The sequence below is a fragment of the Akkermansia muciniphila genome (genome assembly GCF_002884975.1).
GTDB classification, from domain to species: domain Bacteria; phylum Verrucomicrobiota; class Verrucomicrobiia; order Verrucomicrobiales; family Akkermansiaceae; genus Akkermansia; species Akkermansia muciniphila_C.
On record NZ_PJKB01000001.1, the window covers coordinates 116360 to 134495 of the forward strand.

At 60.6% G+C, this 18136-nt stretch carries 13 protein-coding genes; 4 read left to right on the forward strand and 9 right to left on the reverse strand.

Annotation, left to right across the window (positions count from 1 at the left end; translation table 11 throughout):
- Positions 1-124: 124 nt before the first annotated feature.
- The gene (locus CXU21_RS00550) at positions 125-1003 is read left to right on the forward strand and encodes a fumarylacetoacetate hydrolase family protein (RefSeq protein ID WP_102724641.1); all 879 of its coding nucleotides are present in this window, start codon (positions 125-127) and stop codon (positions 1001-1003) included.
- A gap of 76 nt (positions 1004-1079) precedes the next feature.
- The gene (locus tag CXU21_RS00555; protein WP_219723138.1) at positions 1080-1448 is read left to right on the forward strand and encodes a rhodanese-like domain-containing protein; all 369 of its coding nucleotides are present in this window, start codon (positions 1080-1082) and stop codon (positions 1446-1448) included.
- 191 nt (positions 1449-1639) lie between these two features.
- Here CXU21_RS00555 and CXU21_RS00565 read toward each other — a convergent pair whose 3' ends face one another.
- The 9 genes from CXU21_RS00565 to CXU21_RS00605 all read right to left on the reverse strand — a co-directional run bounded on the left by CXU21_RS00565 (position 1640) and on the right by CXU21_RS00605 (position 12829).
- A complete protein-coding gene (locus CXU21_RS00565) occupies positions 1640-2434 on the reverse strand; it encodes a PEP-CTERM sorting domain-containing protein (protein ID WP_102724643.1) in 795 nt (264 codons plus the stop codon).
- A 416-nt stretch (positions 2435-2850) separates the two neighbouring features.
- A complete protein-coding gene (locus CXU21_RS00570; protein ID WP_102713571.1) occupies positions 2851-5433 on the reverse strand; it encodes an ATP-dependent Clp protease ATP-binding subunit in 2583 nt (860 codons plus the stop codon).
- A gap of 27 nt (positions 5434-5460) precedes the next feature.
- Positions 5461-6516: a protein arginine kinase gene (locus CXU21_RS00575; protein ID WP_102713569.1), complete on the reverse strand. Its 1056-nt coding sequence runs from the start codon at positions 6514-6516 to the stop codon at positions 5461-5463.
- A 5-nt stretch (positions 6517-6521) separates the two neighbouring features.
- A complete protein-coding gene (locus tag CXU21_RS00580; protein WP_180972376.1) occupies positions 6522-7013 on the reverse strand; it encodes a UvrB/UvrC motif-containing protein in 492 nt (163 codons plus the stop codon).
- 112 nt (positions 7014-7125) lie between these two features.
- Positions 7126-7989 carry a metal ABC transporter permease gene (locus tag CXU21_RS00585; protein WP_102713565.1) on the reverse strand — a complete coding sequence of 288 codons (864 nt, stop codon included), beginning with the start codon at positions 7987-7989 and terminating at the stop codon, positions 7126-7128.
- Entirely contained in the window at positions 7986-8792 is an 807-nt protein-coding gene (locus CXU21_RS00590) for a metal ABC transporter ATP-binding protein (protein WP_257996537.1), read from the reverse strand. The genes CXU21_RS00585 and CXU21_RS00590 overlap by 4 nt, the downstream gene beginning before the upstream one ends.
- Complete coding sequence (locus CXU21_RS00595) at positions 8783-9217, reverse strand: hypothetical protein (protein ID WP_102724644.1); 435 nt, start codon at positions 9215-9217, stop codon at positions 8783-8785. Before CXU21_RS00595 ends, CXU21_RS00590 begins: the two co-directional genes overlap by 10 nt.
- Complete coding sequence (locus CXU21_RS00600; protein WP_180972560.1) at positions 9214-10146, reverse strand: metal ABC transporter substrate-binding protein; 933 nt, start codon at positions 10144-10146, stop codon at positions 9214-9216. The genes CXU21_RS00595 and CXU21_RS00600 overlap by 4 nt, the downstream gene beginning before the upstream one ends.
- Before the next feature lie 67 nt (positions 10147-10213).
- Positions 10214-12829 (reverse strand): DUF2339 domain-containing protein, encoded by a 2616-nt coding sequence (locus CXU21_RS00605; RefSeq protein WP_180972561.1) that lies wholly within the window; start codon positions 12827-12829, stop codon positions 10214-10216.
- 401 nt (positions 12830-13230) lie between these two features.
- Between CXU21_RS00605 and CXU21_RS00610 the strand changes: the two genes are divergently transcribed.
- Both CXU21_RS00610 and recJ read left to right on the forward strand, forming a co-directional pair.
- Positions 13231-16092, forward strand: a complete 2862-nt coding sequence (locus CXU21_RS00610) for a beta-N-acetylglucosaminidase domain-containing protein (protein ID WP_102724647.1) — start codon at positions 13231-13233, stop codon at positions 16090-16092.
- A gap of 167 nt (positions 16093-16259) precedes the next feature.
- Entirely contained in the window at positions 16260-17999 is a 1740-nt protein-coding gene (recJ, locus tag CXU21_RS00615; RefSeq protein WP_102713555.1) for a single-stranded-DNA-specific exonuclease RecJ, read from the forward strand.
- Positions 18000-18136: the final 137 nt, after the last annotated feature.

Sequence of the window (18136 nt, forward strand, 5' to 3'; positions counted from 1 at the left end):
GTAAGGCAAGCCCTACGCGCTGCATTCCTCCACAGGGGCGCGGGATGGCGTCGGAAGGCCGCTCCGGGTAAAGAATGACGGAACCGTTCTTTGCGTAAAAGGGGGAAAACTGTACAGTGAAAGGGTGAAAATAAGATTTTACCTGAATGACCAGGCGGAACGCATCATGGCCCTGTGGAGTGAAAGCCGCAGAGAGTACCTGGTGGCGGATTCCGTTTTTGCGGAGGTGGATGCCTGCATTTGCGGGGAAACGGATTCCTGCGGGGAGGAGATGAAGCGCATTGCGGCGTTTTTGGACAATCCCGCCGCCAAGGCTGTGGACCCTGACTGGATGATTGATACCGCGCTTCCCTGTTCCCCCTCCAAGCTGGTGTGCCTGGGGAAGAGTTATGCGGCTCACGCGAAGGAGTTTGACGGCGATCCTGTGCAGGAGCCCGCTATTTTCCTGAAATCGCCCTCTGCCATTACCTCTTGCAGTGACGTCGTTTTATATCCCCCCGGCTGCGACAAGCTGGATTATGAGATTGAACTGGCCGTAGTGATTAAGAATGTGCTGAAGAACGCTTCCCCGGAGGAGGCCGCGCGGGCCATCAGCGGCTATACCCTGATGTGCGATTATTCCGAACGGGCCAACCAGTTGGAGCACGGCGGCCAGTGGACCAAGGGGAAGAGCTATGACAGCTTTGCTCCCATGGGCCCCACGTTTATTTCCGTGGAGGAGCTGGGGGACGGCTCCGGCATTCCGCTGGAATTGAAGGTGAACGGGGAAGTGCGCCAGCATGGCAATACGGACGGCCTGATCTGGCCTGTGCCGGAGTTGCTTGCCTATATTTCCCGTTTCATGACCCTGTGGCCCGGGGATGTGGTATCCACCGGGACTCCGGCGGGCGTGGGCATGGGGATGAATCCGCCGCAGTATTTGAAGCCGGGGGACGTAGTGGAGTGGGGGAGTCCTGCTTTCGGCTATGCTTCCCAGGCTGTGGTATTTGATGATGAAGAGTAAGAAAAGTTGAGAGGCAAGAGTTAAAAGTTAAGAGTTTTTTCTTGATTCCGCCGTTGCGGTTTAGTGAATTGGAAACGTGAAAACCGTGGTTTTTTATGTGGTCATGGTGACCGGACTGACCGCCATTTTCGTATGGCTGAAGGGGAGGAACGCAGAACGCGTTCCCCCGGCCCCCGCCATGGTGGTGTCTCCAGATGCTGGAACCCCTCATGAAATTCTGCTGGTGGACGTACGTACCCCGGAGGAGTACCGCGCGGGCCACAAGGAGGGTGCTGTGAATATTCCGGTGGATGAACTGGAAGAGCTCGCGCCGCAGCTGCTTCCGGATAAGAATGCCGTAATTCTGCTGTATTGCCGTACGGGCAAGCGGGCGGACAAGGCTGTGGAAACCCTCAGGAAAATGGGGTATTCCCATCTGGAAAACCTGCACCGGTTTGAAATGTAGCCCTCAGCCCTTTTTATTGGTGCGGGGAGCCATCATGCGTGCGGTCATGCCGGGTTTGGAGCCGGTTTCCGGAGCATTTTTGACGTAAAAGGCACGGGTGCGAAAGCGGTCCGGAAGAGTGGCCGGTAAATAAACAAGCTCCAGCCGTTGCAGAAAAACGGCCGGAGCTTGATGAAGATGAAACAACAGGGTTATGCCCGTCTGCGGCGCATCAACAGAACGCTCAGGCCCAGCAGGCCGAGACTGGCCGTGGCCGGTTCCGGAACGGAGGCCAGGGCCAGGGCATTGATGCTGCCGCTTCCGCCCTGGGACTGGATATTGAGCTGGGTGCCATCCGCCGCCACGTCAAATGTATAGGTCACCACCATCCAGTCCCCGGTGTGCGTGTTGCCCGTGACGGTGGCGCCGTTCAGCGTAGCGCCGGAACCTGTGGAGTAGTCGTCCAGGCTGGCGGAGATGTTGGAGATGCCGCTGCCGTCAATGCTGAAGGAGGAGGTGTTGCCCGTGCCGTAGTTGTTTCCGCGTCCCACCAGCATGGTGAGCGTGTAGGTGCCGGCGGACAGGTTGTTCAGGGACATCGTGAAATTGGCGTTGGCGGACCCGCTTGTGTTGACCACGCCGCCCATCGGATTGCCGGTGGACATGTCCTGTCCGAAAATATCATAAAACTTGTTCCCCAGACCCAGGGCGGAGTCTTTGGCGGTGGCATCCGTCAGAACGCCGCCGCTCCCGCAGCAGACGCCGCCGGTCGTCAGGGTGATGCCGGTAGCGTCGCCTCCGCTGGTCACCAGTGTTCCGGAAGTGTAGGAAGAGGAGCTGCCCGTGGAGATTTTATTCACTTTCTGTCCGGATTCTCCCAGATACGTACCATCCACAACGGCGGTGCCATTGCCCGAATTAATCCCGAACGAAATCAGAACGGTGGAAGCTTGAGCCGCAACCGCCGCTGCCGCCATGGCTGCCAGAATGAATAATGTCTTCTTCATGCTATCAATGAGATATGTGATTGGAAATGATGGTGCACCTCTCTAGACATGGAAAAGTAGCGAATTTATAATCCGGAGTCAAGCTTCAGTTCTAAAAGCAAGTCACTTGTGTTAAACGTTCGTTTCATTATTAAAATTTCCCCCGACAGGAAAAATTGTCCTGATGCTGTCCAATACTTTCCGTTTTCCCATGGAATGCCTCCCTAATCATTGAAAGCGGATATGGAGGGGATGGCCGTTACGAGGATTTAATACATAACGGATTATAAATCCGCGCCATTTAAAAAGCGGGAACGGGGCCTGTTGATGGCCGGAGAGGTTTCTTGTTCCGGCGGCCGGGAGGCGTTTCTTCCAAAAAAGAAAACCCTCCGCATGGATTCATGCGGAGGGTTCCTGTTTAATGGTTGTCCGTAGGGTTATTCAGCCTTCGGCTTGCGGGGCGTCCTTTTACGGGGCGTCTTGGCTTTCGGAGACGCCTTGTCCTTGACGTGCAGGAAGGTGAGCGTTTCCGTCCCGTCCGTTTCCACGGCTTCAATTTTGTCGCCGGGCTTCACGTCGCCCCTCAGCAGGGCTTCCGCCAGCGGGTCTTCCAGCAGCCGTTCGATGGCGCGGCGCATGGGCCGCGCGCCGTACTGCGGATCGTAGCCGTTTTTGATGATCAGGCTCAGGGCTTCCGGACTCAGGGCCAGCGTGATGTTCTTGGTCTTGAGGCGGGAGATGAGCTTGTCAGCTTCCAGCTTCACGATGCGTTCCAGGTCATCCCGTTCCAGCATGCGGAAGACGGAGATGTCATCAAAGCGGTTCAGGAATTCCGGGCGGAAGTGCTTGCGCGCTTCCTCCAGGATTTTTTCCTTCATGGCCGCGTAATCCGCGCTGTCGGCAGACATGGCGCCGAAGCCCATGGTGCTCTGCCTCTTGGCGGAGACGGCCCCCACGTTGGAGGTCAGGATGATGATGGTGTTGCGGAAGTTGATCTTCCGTCCCAGGGAGTCCGTCACGCTGCCTTCCTCCAGAATCTGGAGCAACAGGTTCATGACGTCCGGGTGGGCCTTTTCCACTTCGTCAAAGAGGATGACGGAGTAGGGCCTGCGCCGGACGGCTTCCGTGAGCTGGCCGCCTTCGTCATGGCCTACGTAGCCGGGAGGCGAACCAATGAGGCGGGACGTAGTGTGTTTTTCCATGTACTCGCTCATGTCCACCTGGATCAGGGCGTCCGCGGTGCCGAACATGATTTCCGCCAGGTTGCGGGCCAGATAGGTCTTGCCCACCCCGGTGGGCCCCAGGAAGAGGAAGGAGCCGATCGGGCGGCGCGGGTCCTTGATGTCCGCGCGGCTGCGCCGCAGGGCGCGGGCGATGGCGGAGGCCGCCTCGTCCTGGCCGATGACCTTGCTTTTCAGTTCTTCCTCCATGCGCAGGAGCTTGGTGGTTTCCTTTTCCTCCATCCGGGCCAGCGGGATGCCGGTCCATTTGGCAAGCACGCTCATCACGTCTTCATCCGTCACGGGAACGTAATTGGTCTCATAGGAGTTGCGCCAGGTGTCCAGCATGTTCTGGAGTTCCGCCTTGGCCTGTTTTTCCTCATCGCGGAGGCGGGCGGCGTCCTCAAAGAGCTGGGCGTCCACGGCCTGGTCCTTGCGTTCCCTGATTTGCTCGATTCCGGCTTCCATCTCGCTGATGTGGTCCGGGCGCGTCATCTGGGAGACGCGCTTGCGGGCCCCGGCTTCATCCAGGATGTCAATGGCCTTGTCCGGCAGGAACCGACCCGTCAGGTAACGGTGGGAGAGCTTGGCCGAGGCTTCAATGGCTTCCTTCGTATAATGCACCTTGTGGTGTTCCTCATACTTGGGCTGGATGCCGGCCAGAATCTGGATGGTATCCTCCACGGAGGGTTCCCCCACCTGCACCTGCTGGAAGCGGCGTTCCAGGGCGGCGTCTTTCTCAATGTGCTTTCTGTATTCATTGAGCGTGGTGGCGCCTATGGCCTGGAGCTCCCCGCGGGAGAGGGCGGGCTTGATGATGTTGGAGGCGTCCATGGAGCCTTCCGCGGAGCCCGCGCCCACGATGGTGTGCAGTTCGTCAATGAAGAGGATGACGTTGCCTTCACGGCGTATTTCATCCATCACGGCCTTGAGCCGTTCTTCAAACTGGCCGCGGTACTTGGTGCCGGCCACCATCAGCGCCAGGTCCAGGGAGATGACCCTCTTGCTGCGCAGGAGTTCCGGGACGTGGCCCTGGGCTATTTCCTGGGCCAGCCCTTCCACGATGGCGGTCTTGCCCACGCCGGCTTCACCGAGCAGGACGGGATTGTTCTTGTTCCTGCGGCACAGGATCTGGATCACGCGCTCGATTTCCGAGGCGCGGCCGATGACGGGATCCAGCTTGCCGTCCCTGGCGAGCTGGGTCATGTCCCGGCCGAAGGCCTGGAGAGCGGGCGTCTTGGACTTCTGCTGCCTGGAAAAGGAGGGGGAGGAAGGCTCATCCGCCGGGATGGCGGGGGAGTCGTTTTCCTCCTCGTCGTCATCGTCATCCGGGATGATGTTGTCTTCATCCGCGTCCATCTGGTATTTGGGCGTGAGTACGTCCAGCAGCTCGCGGCGCGCCTGTTCCAGGTCCACGCCGAAGTGGCGCAGAATCTGTCCGGCCACGCCGTCGCCGTCCCGGATGAGGCCCAGGAGCAGGTGCTCCGTGCCCACGTACGTGTGGTTGAGTTCCTGGGCTTCCCGGTTCGCCATGGCCAGGACCTTGCGCACCCTGGGGGTGTAGGGGATGTTGCCCTCGGCCTGGGGTTCCGTGCCCCGGCCTATTTGTTCCTCCACCTGCCTGCGCACGGCGGTAAGCTCCACCCCCAGGTTTTCCAGGATGGTGACTGCTACGCCCTTGCCCAGCTTGAGCAGGCCAAGGAGCAGGTGTTCGGTTCCTATGTAATGATGATTGAAGCGGTCCGCTTCCCGGCGTGCGTGCGCCAGCACTTGTTGCGCCCTAGGCGTAAAGTTGTTCATGTTTTATGAAGATGTTTTATTGTTGCATTAATCTCCGGACAGTTCCTTCCGGATAATGTCCGCACGGATCTGGTCCCTGTGTTCCGGGGTGGTTTGGTCCGTGGTTGACAGGCGGGCCAGGTGGGCCGGCTGAATGTTCAGTATGGTTTTATTGACGTTTTTTAATGCCTGGTGGGAAAAGATGTCCAGGGAGGCTCCCATCCGGAGGAAGGAGAGCAGCCCCAGGGCCTCCTGCGTGGACAGCAGGGTGGCGTTGGTCAGGAGGCCGTAGGCGCGGGAAACGCGGTCTTTCACCTGAAGGGAGGAGGCCTGGAGAAGCCGCCTGCGCGCGTTCCATTCCTGATGGGCCAGGTCTGAGGTGAAGCGGGTCATGCGTTCCACGATCTGGTCTTCGCTGTCTCCCAGCGTGGTCTGGTTGGATATCTGGAACAGGTTGCCGGTGGCTTCCGTTCCTTCCCCGTACAGGCCGCGGACGGTGATGTTAAGCTGCACGGCCGCCTGGACGACCTGCTGCATCTGTTCTGAGATGACCAGGCCCGGCAAATGCATCATGACGGAGGCCCTCATGCCCGTGCCCAGGTTGGTGGGGCAGGCGGTGAGGTACCCCAGCCGCGTGTTGTACGCGTACGGCAGCTTGGCTTCCAGCTCGGAATCTATCTTGGAGATGGCTCCCCATGCTTTTTTAAGCTGGATGCCGGGCAGGATGTACTGCAGGCGCAGGTGGTCCTCCTCATTGAAAAGGATGCTGGCGTTCTGGCTGCGTGAGATGAGCACCGCGCAGCCTTCCGCGCGCGCGGCCAGTTCCCGGGAAATGAGGTGGCGTTCCACCAGCAGCTGCTTCTGCTGCTGGGTAAGTCCGGAGAGTTCCGCGTAGTACCCGCCCTTCATGACGGGGATTTGGCGCGCTTCTCCGGAAGTAAGCTTCAGCGTGTCTTCCCTCTGCTGGCGCGTAGCCCAGCCGGGAAAGGGGGTGGCGGTCAGATTGCGTGCCAGGCGGATGCGGGAGGTCAGAACGATGTCGTGTTCATCCCGTGATTCCACCATCCATTTGGCGGGGTTGTTCAGTAAGTCGTCAAAGAGCATGTAGGTTAATTGGTCGGCGTGCGCAATTGCTTGATTTGATCGCGGAGCTTGGCCGCGCGTTCATAATCTTCTCTTGCTACTGCCAGGGATAGTTGTTGTTCCAGATCACTGATGGTGTGGGTTTCCGTTTCGCGTTTTTCCGCCCTTTCAGGCGTCTTTCCGTGATGGTGGGAATCAGGCTGAATCTGGGCGAGAAGAGGGAGAATCTCTTCTTCAAAGACGTTGTAGCATTCACTGCAGCCCAGGCGTCCCACGTTTTTGTAATCCTGAAGGGTGAAGGAGCAGATCGGGCAGCTTGTGAGCGGGAGGGACTGAAGGGCAGGAATGGGGGCGGCGGGGTCCGCTGCTCCTTCCTTGCCGAACTGCCCCTGAAGGTTCGGGAACAGTTTCTCCGCCAGATCAAAGGCGTCCGGGTCCAGCAGGCCCCGCTCCTGGGCGCATTTGGCGCAGAGGCAGAATTTGGTGGATTTCCCGTTGATGATCTGTGTCAGGAACACCGTTGCCGGTGCAGAGCATATCTCACATTTTTTCACAACCCGCATTATAATGGCGGCCCCCACGGCGGACTAGTAGTCTGCGTGTCATGGATTGTCATGAAAATGGGCCTTGTTATTGTACGGAGGAAGAATTCTTTCTGCGCTGTTTTAAAAGCCCGCACCGTGATGAGTACAAATAGGCTGCGCAAAAGATGATTCCCAGCACCAGAATGATGGTTGCGCCCAGGTGCCAGCCCAGCGGGAAGGACAGGTAAAAGGCCAGCAAAGAGCCCAGTCCGCCGATGATTCCGCCACCCCAGAAGAGGTGGGAGGGCTTGTTGGTGAGCATGTATACCGTGGCGGCGGGACCGACGAGGAGGCCCAGCGTCAGGAACGCTCCCACGGCCTGGAGGGAGGAGACGAGCACCAGGATGATGAGGGTGAAGATGCCGTAGCTGATGAGGCGGGAGGGTATGCCCAGCGTGGTGGCGATGTCCGGGTCAAACAGGTAAATCAGGATGGGGCGGCGGAAGAGCAGCAGGATCAGGACGCTCACGGAGCTGATGGCGAAGGCGATCCACAGGTCGGAGTCTGACAGGCTCATGATGGAGCCGAACAGCCAGTCGTCAATCTTCTGCTGAAGGCCCAGCCGCACCAGCACGATGAAGCCCGCGGCGAAGGCTGTGGTGTGCAGGATGGACAGGGCCGTGTCCTGGTTCAGCCGGGACGTGCGGGAGACGAAGAGGGAACCCAGCCCTACGAGCAGGGCGGCAACCACGGCGCCCGTCAGCAGGCTCCAGCGGGTGAGGCCGAAGAGCAGTACGGCCAGGGCTATGCCCGGCAGCAGGGCGCAGGACAGCGTGCCGATCTGGAGAGCCGATTTTTTCAGGATGACCAGCCCGCTGACGAAGCCGTTGGCGAAGCCGATCATGACGCAGGCCAGCAGGGAGCGCTGCGCGATGGGCTCGCGGAGGAATTGAAGAAAATCGTCCATCATGAAAGTCGGGTTTCCGGTTGGGGTTCCATTCCATACGTCTCACTGACGCGCCGGGGGGTAAGCACTTCCTTGGCGGGGCCGAAGGCGACCAGCTCCCTGTTCATCAGCAGGATGGTGTCAAAAATTTCCGCAGCCGTATTCAGGTCGTGATGGGAGGCGATCACCAGGCGGCCTTCCGCCGCCAGGGAATCCAGCAGTTGTCCCAGGGACTGGCACGCGGGGGCGTCCAGCCCCGTGAAGGGCTCGTCCAGCAGGAGGACGTGGGCCTCCTGGGCCAGCGCCCGCGCCAGGAAGGCCCGCTGCTGCTGGCCGCCGGAAAGCTCGGAAATCTGGCGGTCCGCCAGGGTTTCCATGCCCAGCACGTGAAGGGATTTCTCCACGATGTCCCGGTCATGCGGCCCGAACTTCTTCCACAGCCCCAGGGAGGGGTAGCGTCCCATCTCCACCAGGGCGCGCACGGTGATGGGGAAGGACCAGTCCACGTCGGAACGCTGGGGAAGGTAGGCTATTTCTCCCGGCGTATCGTGCAGGGGGCGGCCATTCCACAGGATTTCTCCGGAATCAGGCCGGATCAGGCCCGCCAGGGCCTTGATCAGCGTGGATTTTCCCGCGCCGTTGGGACCCATCAGGGCCAGCGTGTGGCCGCAGGTGATGGAAAAGCTGATGCCGTCCAGGGCAAGAAGCCTCCCGTAATACACGCTGAGGTTACGCACCTCCAGCCGGTGGCGGTCCGGATGGCTGGCATGGGCTCCCCAGCAGATGTGGTCCTGGGCGCAGTGGGGGTCTGGACTGTTTATTTCCATGAGAAGGAGTAGCTGTCGTTCAGGGAAGGGCCGAAGGACCACCGCGTGGCGGAGGCCGCCTCCCTCCCCTCCGGTTCCAGTTCCAGGGTGACGGGGGTGTCCGGCGTGTCTTCCGGCCACCGGGCGGAAACGGTGAGGGTGACGGAACCGTTTTCCAGCGGAAGGCCGCATTCCACTTCTTCATGCAGGCCGGGTGTGGAAGACTGCCAGAGGACACGGCCTCCATGGGAGATGGAAAGGAATTCCGGACGGTGCGCGCACCTCACCGTAATGACCGTGGGAACGTCCGCGGATTGCTCCGCGGAAGCCGGGCGGGACACTTCCTGCGCCGGAGGGGTCCCTGCCGTCATCCGGTAAAGGAACAGCCCCAGCAGGACGACGACTCCCAGGGCCGGGAAAAACTGTCGCAGGGGGGAGCTGGTCATGGTCTGGGTGACGGGGAAAGAGCTTCCTTGATGATGCCGACGTTCTGCTTGAACATGGTCTCAAAGGTGTGGCCGTCCGGAGCCAGCCCGTCGGTATTGATCGGCTTGGCAACGGGGATGTTCAGGGATTTGGCGATCTCCGTCAGGCTCTTGGGGTTGGAGGAATATTCCGGGAACAGGGCCTTCACCCCGGCGGCGCGCAGTTTCTTCAGCGTGGAGGCCAGCTGGGCGGAATTTCCCTCGTCTTCCCGGCTCACTCCCTGAATGCTGATGCTGCGGAAGCCGAATTCCTTGCAGAAATGGTTCATGGCCGCGTGCCCCGTCACCAGGATGCGGTCCGCTTCCGGAATGTCCGCAAGCTCTTTCCTGGCCCAGGAGGAAAGCTGGTCCATCTTCCTGTTCCACCGGGCCAGTCCCGCCTTGTAATCCTGTTCATGGGCCGGGTCCATCCGGGTGAGGGCGGCAGCCAGGGCGCGGGCGGCGCGTTTCATGTTGGCGGGGGTGTGCCACCAGTGGGGGTCATTGGGGCCGTGGGCGCAGCAGTCATCCCCGTGAGCATGGTCATGGTCTGCGGTGTCCGCCGCCACGGGAACGTCCGGAATGGAGGCTCCCAGGTCCAGAATTTGCGCTTTTCCGCCCAGGGCGTCCTTCAGCTTGGGAAGGTACGGCTCCAGATTCTTGCCGGAGGCCAGCACCAGGCGCGCCTGCCCGGCGGCGGCGATATCCTGCGGAGCGGGTTCAAAGCTGTGCAGGTTGCCGTTGGGGCGCAGCAGGTCCGCCACCTGCACATGGCTGCCGCCGATGGAGCGGGCCATGTCTCCCAGGACAGGGTGCAGGGCCGCGATTTTCAGGGCGGGGGCGTCCTGGGCCTGAAGAGTGCAGAACAGGCCCAGAAGACACAGAAAAGGAATCAGAATGCGCCGGAGCATGTTCCGCATTATGAACCGCCCTTCAAGTGATGCAATGGTCAAATTTGTCTTCCAAAGTGAGATGACGCTAACTTTTCGGGGCCTCTCCCTGGCTCTTCTTTTTGTTCCTCAGCTTCATGGTGAACTTCTGGTACAGGAAGGAGGAGATGAGCACGATGGCGGCCAGCCCCACCAAGGCTCCCACGCGGTACAGCTGCCCGAGGCTGGAAATGTCATAACAGACGACTTTCAGCAGGGTGATGCCCAGCAGGGCGAGTCCCGCCATGCGCACCCTGGAAGACCTGATGTCAAACCCCGTGGCAATCAGGCCCAGGGCAAAGAGGCTCCAGGCAATGGAAATGGTGAGGTCCTGCGCCACGCTGCTCCCGAACTGGATCATCAGCGGACGATCACCCGGCGCGGCGAAGCCACAGGATATTTCCGTATTCATCCAGATGAAAAGCAGGATGGCCCCGAAAATATTCAGGGCCGCGACAAGAACGCGGAGACCGGAGCTGCGGCCTCCCGGCAGGCGCGGCGTCACTTTCTTCTGGACCCACCAGGCTCCGGCCATGCAGCAGAAAACCATGGTGGCGAACATCGTGCGCAGGGCCGGCATTCCGGCAGGGTCAAGCTGCACGAAGGCCTGGGAGAGGCCGTTGCGGACGAACAGGAAGGCCAGCAGGAAAAATCCCGTCCAGGCCAGCCTGGGCAGGGGGAATTTGCCGCACAGCAGCAGAAGGGCCAGCCCTTCCAGGGACCAGGCTACGGTCAGGGGGGCGCCCGTCCACTGGAGGCCGATGGCCAGCGTCAGCATGCCGATGGCGGCTCCATAATAAAAGCAGAGGATGGCGGAACGCTTCAAAAGCGTTTCCTCCGGGAGCCGCCGCAGGGCCAGGGCCGCCAGCAGCGGAGGCGCCGCACAGGCAAGCGCGACGGTGGAATCCCAGAAGTGGGTGGCCTCCGGATGGTGGGCCGTTCCGAAGAGCCACCAGGAAAGGTAGAAGAGGGGGAATGCCAGGGCGGAGGCGCTCCAGGCCAGCAAGCCGCTGCGGAACCGCCGGACCAGCAGCAGGGGCAGCAGGAAGATCGCCAGGAAAATCACCGCGGAACCGGCAGGGTGGATGTCCTGATAGGACGCCGCAATCGTGTACCCGGCCGCCGCGGCCACCAGGGCCTGCCCTCTCCGGTGCCATGCCGCCATTCCGCAGAACGTGGCCGCCGTCAGGAAAACGTAAAAGGGGGAAGGTGAAAGCGGGTGCATGACCAGCAGCCACGCGAGAGCCGCCGTGGCGAAGCAGGAAATCCTGACGCCGGGCTGAAGCTCCGCCAGGTAGGCCCCTCCGGACGGCGTGCGTGCGGACAGCACCGCATAAGACGCCGGAATCATGAACAGGCAGAAAAGGCCCTGGAGCTGGGAGGATATCCAGAGGGCAGATTGCGAGGCTTCTTCCGCGGAAGACTGGTAAAAATAGAAAACGGTGAAAAGCCCCATGGGAAGAAAGCAGGACCAGTACGTGCTTTTGGCGCGGGCCAGCGGGAGCAGGGCGATCATGGGGAGCATGCCCGCCAGCAGGAGGAGCAGGTGGGAGGAAGGGGAAAGGAACCGGAAGCTGCACTCCGCCTGAAGGCGGAATGCCGTCAGGCAGGTTACCGCAATGGCGCAGAAGGCCAGCAGGAAGGGGCCGCCCTTCCGGTCCGGTTCAGCCTGCCGTGTGCCGGCATAAAGGCCGTAGCCCCCGTACAGAAGCAGGGTGCAGAGGGACAGGATGACGACGGCGAGAATATGGGAGGGGCCGCCGTATTCGTCAAACCAGCCCATCAGCAGGATGGTATAGGCAGCCAGTCCGGCTCCCCCGGCTCCCGTCCATCTGGTTGCGGCCACGACGGCGAGCAACCCGGCGTTCAGGATGGTCATGTACAGGAACAGGGTGCCTGTATGGTCCTGGCCCGTGGACAGAATGACCGGGGTGAGGAACCCGCCGATGATGCCCAGAAAGGCAATCACCCGGAACCGCAGCCATACCGCCAGGATGAACGCGGCAGACGTGGTGGCCGCCAGCAGGATGGTGGCTATGGCCGGAGTAAAGAAGGGAAGCTCGTAAAACATGCGTCCGGCGCAGGTAGCCAGGTACAGCACCAGGATGCCCGTGGAGGTCAGCGTGCCGGAAAGGATGGGATACTTCTTCCTCAGCCGCGACAGGCCGGCGCCCAGCAGGCCGGCGGCAGCCAGATACGTGAGGGTTACCCTCCATTCCGGAGAGATCAGGTCATTGTCAATGCTGTACTTGACGAAGAAGCCGGTTCCCAGGAACAGGACGAACCCTCCTATCCAGGATAGCAGCTTGGCGCCGATGAAGTATTCCCAGGAAAAGGAGGCGGGCAGGGCAGCGGCGGGCCTGATGTTCCGGACCGTCTGCACGCTGTGCCGGGGAGAAGGGGAGGGTTCCCGGACCGGAGCGGCTGGGGGAAGCCTGCGGATAGGCTGAACCGGAAATTCGGCAGGGGCCGGGAGGCTCTTCCTGGTCTCTGCCGGGACGTTCCGGGGGGAGGAACGGGGATCCAAACGTTCTTTCAGTCGGGCGACTTCCGTTTCCAGAGTGCGGACTTTTTGTTCCAGAGATGTGACCTGGCAGGCCTTCACAAAGGTGAAGACCATTCCAGAAAGCAGGCCGAGGACCAGCAGCAGAATGAAAAATTCCATGGGGAGGGAAAGGGGGGTGGGGAAAATGTATTTTACACGGTAAGAACGGAACTGCAAGATGCAAAAGGGGACATGGACGGGGTGGGCTGAATGCGCAATTATCCGGTTGAAAAGGAAAACCGTATACTGGAGCCGGAAGTTTGGGTCATTCATCTTCCGGATTGTCTCGCCGTACCGGCTTAAGCTGCGTGTGGGTTAGAATTAAAAGCCTCTTAGTGGCAGGGATGGTTTGAGTAAAAAAGACCGGGGGGTGAACGGATGCGTCCCGGGAATCTTTCCATCTACCGGCATCCTCCGGACTGGGCTGCCCGCTTTCCTCCTGTTGACATATTGCAGCGCCTGAACAAAAGGTTTTTTCTTGAGGTGGAAAGTGTTTTTTGATTCCATTATCGCGCATAATCATGAATGGCTTTCAACTTCTTCAATGTGGTTTGAGCGTGGCGGCCCTGCTGGGCGGTTCCGCTCTTGCGGCGGCGCCCGCCGTGTATCCGGCTCCCCAGCAGTCCAAACTCTCCTCCCAGACGGTTGCCTTCTCCGGAAAGCCTTCCGTAGTCATCCGCTCCGCCAAGACGGCGGGCAGCAAGCTGCTGAACGGGGTTCCGGAAAAATCAGGGGCCTACAAGCTGGTCATCTCCCCGCAGGGAAAAGTGGCCATAGGAGCCCATGACGAGCGCGGCGCGTTTTACGCCATGCAGACGCTGCGGCAGCTCGGCACGAAAACCGGCGGTGAAAGCGTGACGCTGCCCGTGGGTGAAATCACGGACTGGCCGGACATTGAATTCCGCGGAACGGTGGAAGGCTTCTACGGCACTCCGTGGAGCCATGAAGCCCGTCTGAGCCAGCTGCGCTTTTACGGCCAGAACAAGATGAACACGTACATCTACGGGCCGAAGGACGATCCCTACCACTCCTCCCCCCACTGGCGGGACCCCTATCCCGCGGACCAGGCCGCCCAGATCAAGGAACTGGTGAAGGTTGCCAGGGAAAACCACGTGGACTTTGTCTGGGCCATCCACCCCGGCAAGGACATCAAGTGGACGGAAGAGGACATGAACAACGTCATCAAAAAATTTGAGATGATGTACAAGCTGGGCGTCCGGTCCTTTGCCGTGTTCTTTGACGACATCTTCGGCGAAGGCAAGAGGGGGGACATGCAGGCGCTCCTGCTGAACAAGATCAACAATGAATTCGTCAAGGTGAAGAAAGACGTCACCCCCCTGGTCATGTGCCCCACGGAGTACAACCGCGGCTGGGCGGACTCCAAGCCGGGAACCTACCTGGACATTCTGGGCGACCGTCTGGACCCCTCCATCCACGTCATGTGGACGGGGGACTCCGTCTGCCATGACATCACGCTGGAAGGCCAGCAGTGGGTGAACAAGAGAATCAAGCGCCCTTCCTACGTCTGGTGGAACTTCCCCGTAACGGACTACTGCCGCTCCAACCTGTGCATGGGCCGCGTGTACGGCGTCGCCACGGAACCGGGCGCGAAGGAATCCATGGGCGGCTTCGTCTCCAACCCCATGGACAAGCCGGAAGCGTCCAAGGTCTCCCTCTTCGGCCTTGCGGACTACACCTGGAACATCAACGGCTTTAAATCGGAGGAAGCCTGGAAGGAAGGCGTCAAGCGCCTGTTCCCGCAGGCGGCGGAAGCCATGCAGGTCTTTGTGAACCATAACTCCGACCAGGGCCCCAACGGCCACGGCTACCGCCGTGAGGAATCCGTGGAAATAGAACCCGTGGTCAAGCGCGTACTGGAAGCCGCGCGGGAAGGCAAGGTGGCTAAAGCGGATGCGGCCCTGCTCAAAAAGGAATTTGCACGCATGGCCGCCGCCGCGCCCGTTATCCGGGCCAAGGCGGACAATCCCCGGCTGATGAAGGAAATCGGCGCCTGGGTGGACGCCTTTGAACAACTGGGCCGCGCCGGGCAATATGCCATAGCGGCGCTGGAAGAAAACAACACCAGGGACGCCGTGACGCAACTGGTGCAGGCCACGCAGGCGCTGGCGGCCATGGACGGCATCTCCCGCCGCCACAACCAGGAAGGCCAGCTATACCGTTCCGTGGTGAAGACCGGTTCACGCGTGATGACCCCCGCCGTCAATGAACTGGCGGACATCGTCTCCAAAAAAGCCTTCCCCGCCATTGCGGGCACTCCGGCCCTTTCCCCCAAGCCCCTGGTCAAGGGCGGCAGCATGGACAAGGCGGAACTCTTCTGTGACGGGGACCGCGGCACCTTCTGGCATTCCGGCGCTTACGGCGAGCCGGGAGACTGGTATGGCGTGGACTACGGCATGCAGATTCCCGTGCGGAGCGTGGAAGTGCTCATGGGCCGCAATGACAAGGACGGCGACTATGTAGCCAGGGGCCAGCTTGAAGGCTCCCGGGACATGAAGACATGGAAACCGCTGGGACCGGAAACCTCCGGCATGCAGGTGGTATGGCAGGCTCCCAAGCCCGTCTCCCTCCGTGCCGTGCGCTACCGCGTCATTGAACCGAAGAAAACGGACAACGGCCGCGCCGTCTGGACCGCCGTTCGTGAAATAGCCGTCAACACGCCTCCTGCAGCCATGGCTGCTTCCAATGTGGCGGGGCTGGAAGGGGTTTCCGTACAGAAATCCGACAAAATCGTGCGTATCAACCGCGTGATGGAAACGCACAAGATGAAGCCCGGAGAATTCATCTCCCTGCAACTGGAAGGCCCCACGGACGCCACCTGGCTGGAAGTCAACCTGGAACGGGATGACGTCAACTCCTGGGCTGAGGTTGAGCTGGACGTGGAAGGCTCCGCCAAGCCCGTGGTGCAGAAACTGGACAAGCAGGGCAAAAACTTCATTGCCAAGGCGAACCAGCTCCCCAAGGGAATCAAGGGCATGAAACTGGTCAACAAAAGCGGCAAGGAACAGGACATCATCCTGAGCATGTTCAAATTTGACGTTCCCCCGTCGGACCCCGGCACCAGCCTGGTCTCCCTGACTGACAGGAACCTGAAAACGGTCTACCGTGCTGACAAGCCCCTGGACGTGACCATTCCCAACCTGGACAACCCCAAGGCTTCCAAGGTAGTCGTCGTGGGGTCCGCCGCCTTTGCCATTCAGGCGCGCCGTGGCGAGGGAGCCTGGGTGCCCGTGGGCAAGAGGAACGCCGGCCCCGGAGCCTCTGAATTCGCCATTCCCGCCGGGACTTCCGCCGTGCGCCTGACGTACAAGGCCCCCCAGCCGGACGCGATCATTAATGAGGTGGTCTTCACCTCTAAAAAGTAACGGGTTCAGGCTCTGGGCCTGATGTGACAGCCCCGTCCGGAGAGCATCCGGACGGGGCTTTTCCGTTCATGGAGCATCCGGCATGGAGGCCTTCCCTCTTCTTCTGCTCTGACAGCCTGTTATGGAAACAACCTTGACCCTGTTGGGCGGCGGGATAAAATACTCCCATGACACCGGGCTTTCATTGGACTCTCCGCCCCTCCGTGAGGGAGGATGATCCGGTCTTGAAAGCGTTTCCCGCAGACCTGCCCCTGCTGGTCAAGCAGCTCCTGCTGCAGCGCGGATTCACCGGAGGACCGGAAACTGACCTCTTTCTGGAGCCCAGGCTCTCCCATCTGAGCGATCCTTTCCTGATGGGGGAAATGAGGGCCGCCGTGGACCGCATCTTCCAGGCGGTGGATGAAGGGGAAACCGTGTGCATTTACGGGGACTATGACGTGGACGGGGTCACCTCCGTGGCGCTTCTCCGGGCCATTCTGATGTCCTATGACCTGGACCCGCAATACTTCATCCCCGTCCGCTCACGGGAAGGCTACGGGCTCAGTGAAGCGGGCATAGAACGCTGCCTCTGCGAATGTGCGGAAAGACCCAGCCTGCTCATTACGGTGGACTGCGGCACCTCCTCCGTAAAGGAAGTGGAGATGCTCAACAGCCTGGGAATAGACGTCATCATTCTGGACCACCATGAAGCGGGGCCGCTGGGCCGTCCGGACGCCGTGGCGGTGGTCAATGCCAAAATTGAGGAAGACAGCCCGTACACCTACCTGTGCAGCGCGGGCGTGGTCTTCAAGCTGGCGCACGCCCTGCTGAAGGACCGGAAGCTGAAAACCTTTGACCTGAAACTTTATCTGGACCTGGTGGCCGTGGCCACCGTGGCGGACATCGTCCCCCTGGTGGACGAAAACAGGATACTGGTGCGCCACGGCCTGGGAAGGCTGGCGCACAGCCGCCATACGGGCCTGAAAACCCTGACGGAAATAGCGGGCATCCGCCCTTCAGACTCCGCCAACCACGCGGGCTTCCTGAACGCCGCGCACGTGGGATTCAGGATAGGTCCCCGCATCAATGCCGCCGGGCGCATGGACTCCCCCATGGACGCCCTGGAACTTCTGCTGACCATGGACAACAGGCGCGCCGTGCAGCTTGCGCAGATGCTGGACTCCCACAACCGCAAGCGGCAGGAGGAAGAGGAAGCCATCCGGACGGATGCGGTGGAAATGCTTCACAACTCCTTTGATCCGGAACGGGACAACGTCATCGTGCTGGGTTCCCGCGCGTGGCATCCCGGCGTGGTGGGCATCGTGGCCTCCCAGCTCATGCGGCGGTACCACAAGCCCACCTTCGTCATCGCCTTTGATGAAAGCGGCGTGGGGAAGGGTTCCGGCCGCTCCATTCCCGGCGTGTCCCTGGTGCAGGCCATCCACCACTGTGCGGATACGCTGGTTTCCGGCGGCGGCCATGACATGGCGGCGGGCCTGGTGATTGAGGAAGCCCGCATGGATGACTTCCGCGAGGCCTTCAACCGGTACGTCTCTGAAACCACGACGGAGGAACAGCGCAGCCCCGTGCTCAACATAGACATGGAAGTCTCCTTCCAGGCCCTGACGCTGGACTTGCTGGACAGCTATGAAAAGCTGGAACCCTTCGGCAACTCCAATCCCCAGCCCCTCTTCATGAGTTCCGACGTCTTCCCCACGGAGCCGCCCAAGCGCGTGGGAACCAACCACCTGAAACTCTTCATGCGGCAGGGAATGGTGGAACGTGACGCCATCTTCTTCAACGGGGCGGAGCGGGAACTCCCCAATCCCCCCTGGGACATCGCCTTCACGATTGACCGCAACGTGTACCGGGGCCGCGCCTCCCTGTCCATCTCCATTCAGGAAATACGCTCCCACCGGGAAATGTAGCTTCTCCTCAAGGGGGGGGGACGTGCACGGTTTTTTCTGCGGAAAAAGTCATGCATCCCGCCGTTCTTGACAAAACCGCGTTAAAAATGCATCGTCTGCCTTGTTCCCCCATTCAGGGCGGAGTTATGGTAAAAATA